The sequence below is a fragment of the Anaerosacchariphilus polymeriproducens genome (assembly GCF_003363435.1).
GTDB classification, from domain to species: Bacteria; Bacillota; Clostridia; order Lachnospirales; family Lachnospiraceae; genus Anaerosacchariphilus; species Anaerosacchariphilus polymeriproducens.
On the sequence record NZ_QRCT01000028.1, the window covers coordinates 29,614 to 43,192 of the forward strand.

Sequence of the window (13,579 nt, forward strand, 5' to 3'; positions counted from 1 at the left end):
AACTTAATAGAAAACGACGAACGTTTCCTATTATATAAGCAGAAAAATGAAGCAATTAATAAGACTTATATAAAGAGGTGAAAGATATGAAAGAAGGAATACATCCAGATTACCACCAGGCAACAGTGACTTGTAACTGTGGGAATACATTTAAAACAGGTTCAACAAAAGAATCTATTCACGTTGAAATTTGTTCCAAATGTCATCCATTCTATACAGGACAACAAAAAGCTGCTTCAGCTCGTGGACGTATTGATAAATTCAATAAGAAATATGGCATATAATAGAAGACAATAATATGAAAAATAGGGTTGAGGTTATTTAAATCTCAACTCTTATTTTTGTATATTACATTTACGATAACTAATATTATAATAACTGAGATTAATACTTGTGGATTCTGTGAGAAATAGGATATAATGATGAGTGTTATTAACGGCAATTGGAAGCATAAGAAGAATAGATAAGTTTGAAACTTGGAGGAATCGTATGAAATCAACCGGAGTTGGAGGGCAGGCTGTAATGGAAGGCGTAATGATGAAGAACAAAGAACATTATGCTGTTGCAGTGAGAAAGCCGAATAATGAAATTGAAATAAAAGTAGATGTATATAAAAATGCAATTGGTCTGGAAGCATTCACCAAGCTTCCATTTATCAGAGGGGTATTTAATTTTTTGGATTCTATGATATTAGGGTTAAAAACACTGACTTATTCAGCGTCTTTTTTTGAAGAAGAAGAGGAGCAAAAGCCGAGTATTACAGAAAAGGTAGTCAACAAAATTGTTAAAAAGGAAGCGGCAGAAAAAATAGTAATGGGATTGACAATTACGTTTTCTTTGGTAATGGCTGTACTTATTTTTATGCTTTTGCCTTATGGTATCACACAATTATTTAGTAAACAGATAGATTCATACTTGGTGTTATCCATAATAGAAGGCGTTATTCGTGTAGCAATATTTGTAGGCTACGTAGCACTTATTTCTTTAATGAAAGATATACAGAGAGTATTTATGTATCATGGAGCTGAACATAAGTGTATTAATTGTATTGAACATGGAATGGAGTTAAATGTAGAAAATGTAAGGAAAAGTTCCAGACAGCATAAGAGATGCGGTACTAGTTTTATGCTGATTGTAATGTTGATTAGTATTCTGTTTTTTATGTTTATCAGAGTAGATGCCCCATTATTGCGTCTGGTTTATAGAATCTTGTTACTACCTGTAATAGCAGGTGTTTCTTATGAATTTATACGTTTGGCAGGTCAAAGCGAGAATTATTTCGTAAAAGCCTTTAGTATGCCTGGAATTTGGCTTCAGAACTTAACTACCAGAGAGCCAGATGACAATATGATAGAAGTAGGGATTGCATCAGTTAATGCAGTTTATGATTGGAAAGAATATTTAAGAGAGAACTTTGATTGGAAAGAAAAGAAAGAATGACGTTACAGGAATTGTTACAGTATGGAAAGAACCAGCTTCAGGAAGCTGATATTTTAGAAAGCGAAATCGATGCATGGTATTTGTTAGAGTATATTATAAACATTGACCGCGCTCATTATTTGTTAAATCCTAATAAAAAAGTGGAAGAAGAACAAAGAATTCATTATATGGATTGTATACGCAGGCGTAAAATTCATATACCTTTGCAATATATTACAGGAGTTCAAGAATTTATGGGACTGCCTTTTCATGTAAATGAGAGTGTTCTGATCCCAAGACAAGATACGGAAATATTAGTAGAAACAGTGATCCCATATGTAAAAGATGATATGAGCGTATTAGATATGTGTACTGGATCAGGATGTATTTTAATTAGTCTGTTACATCATTTAAAAGAGAAAACAGATATGAAAATACAAGGAACAGGTGTGGATATATCAAATGATGCATTAATGACTGCAAAAAGAAATGCTGAAAAGTTAAAGGCAGACTGTCAATTTATTCAATCGGATCTATTTGATAAGGTAGGAGAGAAATATGATATAATAGTTTCGAATCCGCCTTATATTCCGACTAAAGTTGTTGAGGAATTGATGCCTGAAGTAAAGAAATTTGAACCTATGATAGCATTAGACGGAGATGAAGATGGCCTTTTCTTTTATAAGAAAATAGTAAGTCAGAGTCAATACTATTTACGAGGACAAGGTAGTCTTTTTTTTGAAATCGGCCATGATCAAGGAGATGCTGTTTCTATGCTTATGGAACAGGCTGGTTATTTTCAAATAAGAGTGATAAAAGACCTGGCAGGTTTGGATAGAGTAGTGTGTGGTAAAATTGAGTAGTAAAGGAAGAGGAGAAATAAAATGTTTGATAAACTAGAAGATTTACTGATTCGCTTTGAGGAAATTATGAGTGAATTAAATGAGCCAAATGTTGCGAATGATCAAGCTCGTTTTCGTAAACTCATGAAAGAACAAAGTGATTTGACTCCGATTGTTGAGGCATATAAAGAATATAAAAAATGTAAGCAGGATATTGAGGACAGTTTATTGATTTTGGATGAAGAAAGCGATGAAGAAATGCGGGAACTTGCCAAGGAAGAATTAAATGATGCCAAAGCAAGGACAGAAGAGCTAGAAAGAGAACTGAAAATATTATTGCTTCCAAAAGATCCGAATGATGAAAAAAACGTTATTGTAGAAATTCGAGCAGGAGCCGGCGGTGATGAGGCAGCATTATTTGCGGCAGAGATATATCGTGTTTATGTACGTTATGCTGAAAGACAGCGTTGGAAAGTTGACATGATGAGCGTGAATGAAAGTGGAATAGGTGGATTTAAAGAAGTCATCTTTATGATTAATGGCCAAGGTGCTTATTCGAAATTGAAATACGAAAGTGGCGTACATCGTGTGCAACGTGTTCCGGAAACAGAATCAGGCGGGCGTATTCATACGTCAACTATTACAGTTGCCATTATGCCCGAAGCAGAAGAGGTAGATGTTGAATTAGATATGAATGACTGCAAATTTGATGTGTTCCGGGCATCCGGAAATGGTGGACAATGTGTAAATACAACAGATTCAGCTGTTCGTCTAACTCATATTCCAACCGGAATTGTTATTTCATGTCAGGATGAAAAGTCTCAATTAAAAAATAAAGATAAAGCATTAAAAGTATTACGTTCTAAGTTATATGAATTGGAAGTTGCCAAAAAACATGATGCAGAGGCAGAAGCAAGAAAGAGTCAGGTAGGTACCGGAGATCGTTCTGAGAAGATACGTACTTACAATTTCCCGCAAGGAAGGGTTACAGATCATAGAATTAAATTAACGCTTCATAAATTGGATGCAGTAATGGACGGAGATATAGAAGAATTGATTGATAGCTTAATTGCAGCAGACCAAAGTGCAAAATTGGCAAAGATGGGCGAGAATTAGAAAAGGTGTTTGAAGAAATGGGCAAGAATAATATATAGAGTTAATAGAAATTTGTAACAATATAAAATAAAGTCTTGAGATTTTTAAGTTATTTGCTATAATATAATTATAAAAGGCAATCGCCAAAGAGTGGTTGACCAGAAATATTGAACAGTAAGAAACCTTCTCGCACCGGTCAAAGTACAGGGAAGGTTTTTTACTATCTTATTGACATATCAAATAAATGAATGTCAGTAGTGCTATGAGAAACATTCCAAAGGACATAAGATCTTTGAAATCAATTTATTATTCATAAGCATCACCTCCATTCTATGTAGAATGAAGGTAGACCAACCTGTAACACGATTGTCAGTAGCTAAATAGCTACTTGTAGATTATATCATAATAAAAAACAGAACACAAGTTCGGACATTATTTAAAAGCGAATATTTACGATATGTGAGGATGTAAAGGCCTAGGCGGTTGCTTAGGTCTTTTTTATAAATAGGAAAGTGAGGTTATTATGAAAGAGGAATTTAATTTAGAAAATTATCTTAGCAGTGGAGTTGAGAAAATTGTAAAAAATGCTTTGAAGGCAACATTAAGCAATCCCAAAGAGAGTCTTTTTATGGCAAAATATGCAATAGCAAGTAAACAAGCAAGAAGAATACGAGCCAAGGCGGAGGAACAGGGAGAACATATACCACCGTTTTTAATTGCAAGCATCACCAGTGAATGTAATTTACACTGTGCAGGCTGTTACGCAAGAGCGAATCATAGCTGCCATGATCAAATGGCAGAAAAGCAACTGAATCAAAAAGATTGGCAGCAGATTTTTGAGGAGGCTAAGAGTCTTGGAGTAGGATTTATACTGTTAGCTGGAGGAGAACCTCTTATTCGCACTGATATTATTAAAAATGCAGGTAAGATTCAGGAAATTTTATTTCCCATATTTACAAATGGAACAATGGTGAATAAAGAGTACATAAAATTATTTGATAAGTATCGTAATTTGGTCCCCATTCTAAGTATTGAGGGGAATGAGAATAAAACAGATGAAAGACGTGGAAGCGGTGTATATCAACAATTAGTGAATACTATGGAAGAGCTGAAAGAAAATAATATTATCTATGGAACGTCGGTAACGATAACGACACAGAACTTAGAAGAAGTAACTTCTAAGGAATTTTTGGATCAGCTATATGAAAGGGACTGCAAAGTAGTTATCTATGTTGAGTATGTTCCTGTTGACAAAACGTCAATAGAATTAGCACCTTTAGATAAACATAGGGAATATTTAAAACTTAAGTTAGAGAGTTTGCGTGAAGAGTATGAAACTATGTTATTTATTTCCTTTCCTGGAGATGAAAAGACATCGGGTGGCTGCCTTGCGGCGGGCAGAGGATTTTTTCATATTAATTCCCAAGGAGGGGTAGAACCCTGTCCATTCTCACCTTATTCTGATACAAATTTAAAAGAAATTTCTTTAAGAGAGGCTATGAAATCACCATTATTTCAAAGGTTAAAAGAAAATGACGTTCTGATGGAAGAACATGCAGGTGGATGTGTACTTTTTGAAAAAGAGGAATTAGTCAGAGATTTCTTAACTAATAAATAGAGATCCATGCAGTAGGCGCACAGATCTCATTTGCTGTCAGCAAACTAAATCTGGCGCGCATGGCTGTACTTTTCTCAAAATAAAGAGGCCATAAAGCAGAAGAGGGAGTGCTAAAATTAAGGAGCTTAGAGCTTCTTCCGGCGTGTTATTGACAGTCATAACTTTACCAAAACTACTGTTCACAGTAATAGCACTTAAATCACTGCAAATATCAAATAGTGCATGTAAGAGAATGGCCGGCCAAATGGAATGATTACGCAGGATGCAAGAGGCAAAAAATACTCCAAACGCGATGGCATATAAAATCTGTGTTATGGTCGGTAAAAGCAAAGCACGTCCGGTCATGAAGTTTATTATATGGGAGGTTCCAAATAAAAGACTTGATAAAATGACAGATAAATAAATCCCTTTTTTGGTAGATCCCCACTTTTGAATCAATAGAGTCATTATCAGACCACGGAAAAGTATTTCCTCATAAAATCCGGTTGAAAGAAACACAAGTAAGTACAGTAGAATAATAAGTGGCTTTGAAGTATCAATTTTAGAAGAGCTTTTAAGAAACTCCCAAATAACATAGATGCATAGTAAAATCAAAGGCCAGCAAAGCCATAATTGCTTCCATTCCTTAGGTTTGGTAAAGCCGGAAATAGAAATCCAGCCTAAATACTTTAATAAAATAACAAATACGATACTGCTGAAACCTTGTAAAAAGATTCCTGATATATAAGAGGCACTTTGAGCATCAGTAAACCGGGTTAAAAATCTGTCCAATTGAATTTCTGTAAAAACAAAAAAAATAAAGATAATAATTAAGGAAAATAAAATAGGATGTTTTGATATCGTTGTTTTGATGTTATTGTTCATAATGTCACCTCTTTTTCTTTAGTAACGTTCAAATTTGTACTTAAATAAATGGGAACTGCACAGTAATCCTGCAATTATAAGAAAGATGGGAAGCAAAATACTGTATAGTGTTGTAAAAGCTGTAAAATTATCTTTCATTTCTATCAGAATTTGCCCATAGGGGGCTGTTGTTATGTTCCATGCACCCATAGTTGCAAGGAATATAAAAGTAAGTATTAAAATTAAAGCTGGTATCATGATACAAAGAAATACAGTAGTGATTTTTGAATTTTTTCTCGTATAGTGAAAACTCTTAGCCAAAATATATGAAAACATAATAATGACATAAAATACTAAGGAACAAATTAAATACATAAGAAAAGAATCTATATTTTGAAACAGCACAATTCTTTTCATACCGAAAGTCCCTAACAGATACCAGAGTGTTTTAGTTAAAATTAGGCTGAATAGATTTAAACTCATGACTAAAGCTAATTTACCAATAAATATTTTGATAGGTTTTATACAAAGAGAAAATTCAAGGAGTGCGGATTCACAGCGCATCCAATTTACTGTTTCAGTGACTGATAAAACAAGTGTATAAAAACAAAAGAATATACTATAAATAGCACCTATGCCATTAATAAAGAAACAAAGCAGATTATCTTTATTCGGTGTCACCAGTAAAATGATGAGAGTGATGATATAGCTGGTAATAAGAAATTGATATTTTTTGAATAAATTTATATAGTTCCATTTTAATAGATTAAGCATTCTCAAAAACCTCCATATAATATTCTTCTAAGGATTTTCCACATTCTTCTCTGATATGTTCAGCACTATCCAGTAAAATTAAATTTCCGTTATGTAGAAATAATACATCGTCTAGAAGTGTTTCCACATCATAAAGTTGATGAGTAGAAATAAGAATCGTACATTCACCATTTGCCGTTGAGAAAATGGTCTTAATTAATTTTTTTCTGGTCAAAGGATCTATACCACCAATCGGTTCATCTAATAAATACAAATTAGTATTTCTGGCAAAAGTCAACATGAGAAGCAGACGTTCTTTACCGCCTTTGGAAAGACTGCTTATGTTTTCTTCTTTATTTATATTAAGAATTACACATAATTCATCGGCACGTTTTATATCAAAATCAGAAAACATGTCGTTATAATATTGAATTGCGTCATTTATTTTCATCCAAGGAAACAAGTGATTGTTCTCGGGCATATAGGATATGTGTTGTTTGGTTTCGTATCCTAGTGGCAAACCACAGATTTCCACATGACCGGAATCTTTATGATATATATTCATCAGGATTTTAAGAAGTGTGGTTTTACCTGCACCATTTGGTCCTAATAATCCAACAATTCTTCCTTTTTCAATTTCAAAACTAAGATTGTTTAAAATTTGTTTCTTATTTATTTTTTTGTTTAAACCTTTTACAGAAACTATTTTGTTCATTTCTTCAACTCCTTTTTCAGTATTTCATACATCTCATTTTCACTGTATCCTAATTCTTTCATTTCAGAAACAAAAGTTTTAACCAATGAACCTGACATTTTTTCTTTTAAAGCATTGAGTACAGCTTCATCATTTGTCACAAAACTTCCAACTCCCCGTTGGGTAAAAATAACGCCCTCACGTTCCAATTCAGAACAGGCTCTCTGCATAGTGTTCAAATTTACTTCGAATTGTTCTGCAAGGACTCTTACTGAGCTAATTCTTTCGCCTTTGGGAAGCACCTCTGTCACGATATCCTTTTTGATTCTATCCATAATTTGTAAATAAATAGGTACAGTTGTATTATATTTCATTGCAATCACCTCACCAGTACTAGTGTTATATGTATATAATACACTAATACACGGGAAAGTCAATAGTAAATTTTGTATGTACTTTACATTGAATTGTATATATATTATAATACGATATATACATAATGGTCGAAAAATAAGGCCAGAGGAGGAAAGAGTCTATGAAAAGAAGGAAAATAATAGCAAAGTGGAACAATTCTATTAAAGTGAAAATATTTATTATTGTTTTCTTAGTGGTAATTACAAATGTTATCATTGGTTCCATTGGATTAATGAATCTGAAAAAAGTACAAAAATCATTAGAAGAGAGTCTGGAGATACGAGCAGCGAATCTTAATCTGCTTCGGACAGCAGATGTTGATTTGTACCAAATGTATGTGGCTGAAAAGGAGTTATGCATTTTTGAACCAGATTCAGAAGAGTTTCAGGAACAGTTAGAGGAGTTTAACAAACAAAGAGGGGACGTTCTGAAGAAATTTTCAGAATATAAGGGGAATATATTGAAACTTCCTGATGAAGAAAGTTTAGTCCAGAATTTCGAAAAATTAATGGAAGAGTATGTAAGTCTTTCTAGTCAAATTGTTGAAAATTTATCATCAACTAATACAGTGATCCGGGAGAAGGGGATATCACAATCTCAGGAAGAAGGTTTTGAAAAATTTGAAGCGGTAGAAGATTCCTTAGATGAGGTAGGTGATCTGTATTATGATGATAATGAAAAAATGCTTAGTCAAGTAAAGAAAGACTATAATAAATTAATCGTGTTTACAATGATTCTTATTATGGTATGTTTGATCATCAGTACCGTATGGGGATATATTGTGATTCGCTCAATAAGCCGTCAAATCAAGCATTTAAAAGGTAATGTACGCAAAATGAAAGACGGTGATTTAACCGTTAAAATTCCTAAATTGACGAACGATGAACTTGGAGAATTATCAGGTGATTTTAATGTAATGGTAGAACAAATAAAAGAATTGATTTCAATCGTACAAGATTCTGTAGAAGATATGAATCAATCATCAGTCGAATTAGCGACCGTTTCTGAGGAAACAACGGAATCATCAGAAGAAATTAGAAAGGCTATTTTGGAAATTTCCGAAGGGGCTGCTAAGCAGGCAGTGCTGGTTGAAGAAACGAATCAGAAAACACTACAACTTTCAAAAGTAATAGAAACGGTAAATGAAAAGAATAAACATATGGATTCTTTATCTTCACAAGCTGAAAGTGTACTCAGCGGTGGAGTAGAAAATGTAAGAACATTACAAAATCATACCGATAAATATGTTGTTGTAAATCAACAAATTGTGGATAAAGTCAATGTTCTTGTAGAAAGTATGAAAAGTATTACACATATTGTGGAAACATTAAATAACATATCAAGTCAGACAAACTTACTAGCGCTTAATGCTGGTATAGAAGCAGCAAGAGCGGGCGAGTATGGTCGCGGGTTCGTAGTAGTGGCTCTAGAAATAAGAAAATTAGCGTCTCAATCTACAGAAGCTTCCAATGAAATTAAAGATACTATTTTACATTTGGAGAATGAAGTGAGTCAGACGTTTGAATTGATGAACCAAACGGATCAGGTTGCAAAAGAACAATGCAACATTGTTGACGATACGCAGTCCTCATTTGCTATTATTAGTGAAACAATTCATGATATATTAAAGTCAATACAGGAAATTAATCAAGATATTATGCAAGCAAATGAGCTTAAGGTTGAAGTTGTAAATGCTATACAGGATATTTCACAAGTAGCAAATAATGCAGCTACCTCGACCCGCTATATTAATTCTTCTGTAGACGGACAATCGGCAGCATTATTGAATCTGCAAAAATCAACGGAACTTTTAAAACAATTAAGTGAAAAAGTAAATGTAATGATTCGTCGTTTTAATATTCAAGAAAATGAGTAATCATAACATTATGCTTTGACTATAATTTGAAAAATAACTACTAGATATCTTAGTATCTATGTAGTTATTTTTTATATTGCTAAAGTTGTATTTATTTCGTAGCTTATGTTCTCTTATGAAAGAAACTTATCCATGATTCTTTCTATTGCAAAAAGTATAAAAACGATAATTGCTGCAATATATAATGGAATTGTCAGTATTACATTTTTAAAAATAAATGGTAAAAATGATATTATAAATACCATAATCCAAATGAACAAAAATTCGAGAATACTTTTTGATATTTTTTTCGGAGCAAAGGCCTGTTTGCAAAGAAAATGTATATAAACTTCCGCAAATAGTATAGTAAGAATCCCGCTTATAATTTTTCCAACAGTAAGATTAAATTCATATGGTTCCCTAGTTATTAAACTAATAATTATAAAATCAGATACAACTGATATGATACCAATAACCCACATTATTAAAACAATTTCTGATATTAATTGAAATATCTTTTCACTGTATGTTTTTTGTGGAAAGCTATTGATTATTTCATCACATATTTCTTTATAATTTTCTCCGATTACCTTCTGAATATCATCGCCTCGTTTTTGTCCTTCAATAATCATATCTATTAGGTCGGCTCTAACCATTTCTTGATTATACCTAGACAAATCAGAACCGCGAAGATATAAAATAATATTAGTCAGTATATCCTCATTTTCTTTGTTGATTTCTTTTTCTCTGGTCTTATTCTCTTTAATTAGATATTTTGTTTTTTTATTCATAGTATTTGCCCTCCTTTATCGTTTTCAAAAAGTTGATTAATTGCATAAAATAGTTCTTTGCAATTATCTTTAAATGAGTTAAGTTCAATTTCTCCTTTTGCAGTAAGATTAAAATATTTCCGATTAGGACCATTTTCGGATGCTTTCATCACGGAGGAAATAAGTCCATTTTTTTGAAGTCTTAATAATAATGGATAAATAGTCCCTTCCGATATTTCACCAAAACCATATAAGTTTAATTTACGTGAAATTTCATATCCGTAGGTTTCTTCCATACTAATGACCTGAAGGATACATCCTTCCAGCATTCCTTTTAGCATTTGCGATGTTATCAATCTTTTCCCTCCTTAGATATTATGTATTGCAAGGTACCAGTATATTGTATTACAAGGTAAGGAAGATGTCAATAAATATTTAGGTAATGAAGATGTCAATAAATATTTTTGACTTCACTAAAATAGTGTGATAATATAAATATGTTTATTAAAAATAAGTAAAGCTATTTAGGAGGAGAAAAGAATGGCAGCTTATGAAGATGATTATATTAAAAAATTGATTGCTGCAATGGGCGACACATTAGCAGGTGCATTGATAGGAAAAAATGGTGATATGGATTCAGAGAATAAAGAGATTGATATTGTTTTATCTGAAGAAGATTTGGTTCATTTTAGAATCCAGAAATTTCTTAGGGATAGAGAAGTAAATATGGCAGAGAATATTTTATTAGAGGCGATAGAGAAAAAACAATCTCCAAAATATTTACAGATTGCGAAAGAGTTTTATGATCAAATTAATAAATATACGGAAAAACAATTAGAAGAGTGTAATTTTTCAAGACAAGAAATCATAGAAGATTTGGAACATATTCAAAAACTTTATAATTGTAATGCTTGATAGAAGCTGTGAGACGAAGGTCTTACGGCTTTTTTTTAATTCCGAACTAAATAAATAGCAGAATATTTCATTATATAAATTAAGTTGTAAAATTGTGACAAAACAGGAAACATATATTAAATGCATCATCATATAAAAATATTGCCTTAAGTTATCAGAAAACACTTTTAAAATACAAGTAATTATGTTAAAATATAAAAGCTGATAGTACAAGTTTTAATAGATTAAAGTGCAAAAGGGAGATGAGTTATGAAATCATTAAAAATTAGGCTTATTATTGTTTTCACAATAGTTATTTTAACGATTACAAGTGTTTTAGGTATTGTTTGTATCTATGTTGTTAATAAAAATTTGTTAGCAGGTACGAATAAGGATTTAGAACTGTTGGCACAAATGGAATCAAATTATGTAAAAGCTCGATTGGATGAGCAAATTAGCTATATGATGAGTCTGGCACAAAACTCAAACGTTTCAGATATGACAATTCCAGATAAGTCGAAACTTGATTTTTTTAAAGCAGAAGCTGAGAGAGCTGGTTATATTGAGTTTTCGATTCTAAATACAAACGGAAAGGGTAAAATCTTTAATGATACCAGAGATAATATTGATTTAAGTAATGAAGCATATGTTAAGGAAGCATTAAATGGAAAATCAGGCATATCAGATCTTGCAGTCGATAGTGAAACAGGAAAAGCAGTGTTGTCATTTGCGGTACCTGTTTATTCAGAAGGAAAATTGATAGGAGTACTTTGTGGAAGCAGGGATGGAAGTTTATTAAATGAAATTGCAAATGAATTTAAATATGGAGACAGTGGATATGGATACATTTTAGATAACGCCGGAACGATAATTGGACATAAAAAACAGGATCTGGTATTAAAAAAATTCAATTTAATTGAAGCTGGAAAAGATAATCCAGACTATAAAGCTTTGGCAAAGTTAACAGCTGAACATATGATTTTAGGAGAAGAAGGAATTGGAACCTATTTATTTGAAGGTACAAACCGTATCGTAGGATTTACACCGATTCCAAACAGTTCATGGATTATGGTAGTGGGAATAGAAGAGTCAGAAGTACTTGCAAGTATAAAAAGCATAAGAAACATTTTAGTCAATATGATTATTGGGGCACTGATATTAGGAGCTGTTATTACTTTTTTTGTAAGTGGCAATATTGTAAAACCCCTTATATATGTTACAAAAAGAATACACAAATTGTCTGATTTGGATTTTATAATGGAACAGGATAAACAAGCAAAAATATACAGTTCAAGAAAAGATGAGATAGGCAAAATGATATTGTCGTTGCAGACGATGCAGGAGAATGTAAGAGAATTCATTGTAAAAACAACGGATTCTGCACAACAGGTGGCTGCATCTGCACAAGAATTAACAGCAACGGCAGATCAGACAACAATGGAGACAGAGTTAGTCGCAAAAACGATTGGAGAAATAGCACTCGGAGCAGGTGAACAAGCGAAAGATACGGAAATTACAGCATATAATGTGAAAGAAATGGGAGAATTATTAGAGCAGGATTCATTCTATTTAAGAGATTTGAATCAAGCAGCAATGCAGATTGATAAAGAGAAAGAAGAGGGATTTAAAATTTTAAATATGCTTGTTGAGAAATCCAGACAAAATGATGCAGCATCTCAGTCGGTATATGAAGTAATTCTGAGTAACAATGCAAGTGCTGAAAAGATTGAGAATGCAAGTGCAATGATCAAAAGTATAGCGGAACAGACCAATCTGCTTGCTTTAAATGCTGCAATAGAAGCAGCAAGAGCAGGGGAGGCCGGTCGTGGATTTGCAGTTGTTGCGGATGAAATAAGGAAATTGGCAGAACAATCAAATGATTTTACAAATGATATTGAAATTGTTATTGATGAATTGAAATTAAAATCTTTAAGTGCGGTTGATACGATTAAAGAAGTTAATCAAATAGTAAAATCCCAAACAGAAAGTGTAAAAGAAACAGAAAGTAAATTCAATGGTATTGCACAAGCGATTGACTTAATGCAAGAGATCATCGAAAAGTTAAATAAATCGGCAGAACTAATGACGCAGAATAAAAATAAAATTATTGATTTAACACAAAATCTTTCAGCAATTTCTCAAGAAAATGCAGCGGGGACGGAAGAAGTTTCTGCGTCTATGGAAGAACAGACGGCAACTATGGATGAAATTGCAAATTTTGCAGAAGGTCTATCATCGATAGCACAAGAATTACAGATGATCATTTTACAATTTAAGATTTAGAACTGCAAAGTGTAAACTTTTTTGCATACAGGGTTGACAATTTATGGAAAGAGGGATATAGTAAATTCATAAAAAAAATAGTATAAGGAGAGTATAATT

The 13,579-nt window shown here is 32.5% G+C and carries 14 protein-coding genes; 8 read left to right on the top strand and 6 right to left on the bottom strand.

What is annotated here, in order from left to right:
* The first annotated feature begins 86 nt into the window (after window positions 1-86).
* The 5 genes from rpmE (at window position 87) to DWV06_RS09880 (ending at window position 4,974) form a co-directional block, all read left to right on the top strand.
* Window positions 87-284 carry a 50S ribosomal protein L31 gene (gene rpmE, locus DWV06_RS09860; RefSeq protein WP_115482020.1) on the top strand — a complete coding sequence of 66 codons (198 nt, stop codon included), beginning with the start codon at window positions 87-89 and terminating at the stop codon, window positions 282-284.
* 205 nt (window positions 285-489) lie between these two features.
* Window positions 490-1,440 (top strand): DUF1385 domain-containing protein, encoded by a 951-nt coding sequence (locus DWV06_RS09865; protein WP_115482021.1) that lies wholly within the window; start codon window positions 490-492, stop codon window positions 1,438-1,440.
* Window positions 1,437-2,282: a peptide chain release factor N(5)-glutamine methyltransferase gene (prmC, locus tag DWV06_RS09870; protein ID WP_115482077.1), complete on the top strand. Its 846-nt coding sequence runs from the start codon at window positions 1,437-1,439 to the stop codon at window positions 2,280-2,282. Before DWV06_RS09865 ends, prmC begins: the two co-directional genes overlap by 4 nt.
* A 21-nt stretch (window positions 2,283-2,303) precedes the next feature.
* Window positions 2,304-3,377 carry a peptide chain release factor 1 gene (gene prfA / locus DWV06_RS09875; protein WP_115482022.1) on the top strand — a complete coding sequence of 358 codons (1,074 nt, stop codon included), beginning with the start codon at window positions 2,304-2,306 and terminating at the stop codon, window positions 3,375-3,377.
* A gap of 502 nt (window positions 3,378-3,879) precedes the next feature.
* Window positions 3,880-4,974, top strand: a complete 1,095-nt coding sequence (locus DWV06_RS09880) for a radical SAM protein (protein ID WP_115482023.1) — start codon at window positions 3,880-3,882, stop codon at window positions 4,972-4,974.
* Between the two features lie 36 nt (window positions 4,975-5,010).
* On the opposite strand, the gene DWV06_RS09885 is transcribed toward DWV06_RS09880, so the two are convergent.
* From DWV06_RS09885 to DWV06_RS09900, 4 genes are read right to left on the bottom strand one after another with little or no spacing between them, the layout of a single operon-like run.
* Entirely contained in the window at window positions 5,011-5,838 is an 828-nt protein-coding gene (locus DWV06_RS09885) for a CPBP family intramembrane glutamic endopeptidase (protein WP_115482024.1), read from the bottom strand.
* An 18-nt stretch (window positions 5,839-5,856) separates the two neighbouring features.
* A complete protein-coding gene (locus DWV06_RS09890; RefSeq protein WP_115482025.1) occupies window positions 5,857-6,591 on the bottom strand; it encodes a hypothetical protein in 735 nt (244 codons plus the stop codon).
* The gene (locus DWV06_RS09895; protein ID WP_115482026.1) at window positions 6,584-7,285 is read right to left on the bottom strand and encodes an ABC transporter ATP-binding protein; all 702 of its coding nucleotides are present in this window, start codon (window positions 7,283-7,285) and stop codon (window positions 6,584-6,586) included. The genes DWV06_RS09890 and DWV06_RS09895 overlap by 8 nt, the downstream gene beginning before the upstream one ends.
* Window positions 7,282-7,638 carry a GntR family transcriptional regulator gene (locus tag DWV06_RS09900; protein WP_115482027.1) on the bottom strand — a complete coding sequence of 119 codons (357 nt, stop codon included), beginning with the start codon at window positions 7,636-7,638 and terminating at the stop codon, window positions 7,282-7,284. The genes DWV06_RS09895 and DWV06_RS09900 overlap by 4 nt, the downstream gene beginning before the upstream one ends.
* A gap of 161 nt (window positions 7,639-7,799) precedes the next feature.
* Here DWV06_RS09900 and DWV06_RS09905 point away from each other — a divergent pair, with 161 nt between their 5' ends.
* The gene (locus DWV06_RS09905; protein WP_115482028.1) at window positions 7,800-9,554 is read left to right on the top strand and encodes a methyl-accepting chemotaxis protein; all 1,755 of its coding nucleotides are present in this window, start codon (window positions 7,800-7,802) and stop codon (window positions 9,552-9,554) included.
* A 113-nt stretch (window positions 9,555-9,667) separates the two neighbouring features.
* Here the strand turns inward: DWV06_RS09905 and DWV06_RS09910 are convergent, their stop codons facing one another.
* On the bottom strand, window positions 9,668-10,324 hold the full coding sequence (locus DWV06_RS09910; protein ID WP_115482029.1) for a DUF1129 domain-containing protein: 657 nt from the start codon (window positions 10,322-10,324) through the stop codon (window positions 9,668-9,670).
* Window positions 10,321-10,659: a PadR family transcriptional regulator gene (locus tag DWV06_RS09915; protein ID WP_115482030.1), complete on the bottom strand. Its 339-nt coding sequence runs from the start codon at window positions 10,657-10,659 to the stop codon at window positions 10,321-10,323. Before DWV06_RS09915 ends, DWV06_RS09910 begins: the two co-directional genes overlap by 4 nt.
* Before the next feature lie 184 nt (window positions 10,660-10,843).
* Between DWV06_RS09915 and DWV06_RS09920 the strand changes: the two genes are divergently transcribed.
* Both DWV06_RS09920 and DWV06_RS09925 read left to right on the top strand, forming a co-directional pair.
* A complete protein-coding gene (locus DWV06_RS09920; protein WP_115482031.1) occupies window positions 10,844-11,218 on the top strand; it encodes a DUF6483 family protein in 375 nt (124 codons plus the stop codon).
* 249 nt (window positions 11,219-11,467) lie between these two features.
* Window positions 11,468-13,480, top strand: coding sequence for a methyl-accepting chemotaxis protein (locus DWV06_RS09925; RefSeq protein ID WP_115482032.1), 2,013 nt, complete (start codon window positions 11,468-11,470; stop codon window positions 13,478-13,480).
* The last annotated feature ends 99 nt before the right edge of the window (window positions 13,481-13,579 follow it).

What these genes read in the sequence shown, in the direction of transcription:
- rpmE (WP_115482020.1), top strand. Translation starts at nt 87, where the DNA reads ATGAAAGAAGGAATACATCCAGATTACCACCAGGCAACAGTGACTTGT.
- DWV06_RS09900 (WP_115482027.1), bottom strand. Translation starts at nt 7,638, where the DNA reads ATGAAATATAATACAACTGTACCTATTTATTTACAAATTATGGATAGA.
- DWV06_RS09890 (WP_115482025.1), bottom strand. Translation starts at nt 6,591, where the DNA reads ATGCTTAATCTATTAAAATGGAACTATATAAATTTATTCAAAAAATAT.
- DWV06_RS09905 (WP_115482028.1), top strand. Translation starts at nt 7,800, where the DNA reads ATGAAAAGAAGGAAAATAATAGCAAAGTGGAACAATTCTATTAAAGTG.
- DWV06_RS09880 (WP_115482023.1), top strand. Translation starts at nt 3,880, where the DNA reads ATGAAAGAGGAATTTAATTTAGAAAATTATCTTAGCAGTGGAGTTGAG.
- prmC (WP_115482077.1), top strand. Translation starts at nt 1,437, where the DNA reads ATGACGTTACAGGAATTGTTACAGTATGGAAAGAACCAGCTTCAGGAA.
- DWV06_RS09895 (WP_115482026.1), bottom strand. Translation starts at nt 7,285, where the DNA reads ATGAACAAAATAGTTTCTGTAAAAGGTTTAAACAAAAAAATAAATAAG.
- DWV06_RS09920 (WP_115482031.1), top strand. Translation starts at nt 10,844, where the DNA reads ATGGCAGCTTATGAAGATGATTATATTAAAAAATTGATTGCTGCAATG.
- DWV06_RS09925 (WP_115482032.1), top strand. Translation starts at nt 11,468, where the DNA reads ATGAAATCATTAAAAATTAGGCTTATTATTGTTTTCACAATAGTTATT.
- DWV06_RS09885 (WP_115482024.1), bottom strand. Translation starts at nt 5,838, where the DNA reads ATGAACAATAACATCAAAACAACGATATCAAAACATCCTATTTTATTT.
- DWV06_RS09910 (WP_115482029.1), bottom strand. Translation starts at nt 10,324, where the DNA reads ATGAATAAAAAAACAAAATATCTAATTAAAGAGAATAAGACCAGAGAA.
- prfA (WP_115482022.1), top strand. Translation starts at nt 2,304, where the DNA reads ATGTTTGATAAACTAGAAGATTTACTGATTCGCTTTGAGGAAATTATG.
- DWV06_RS09865 (WP_115482021.1), top strand. Translation starts at nt 490, where the DNA reads ATGAAATCAACCGGAGTTGGAGGGCAGGCTGTAATGGAAGGCGTAATG.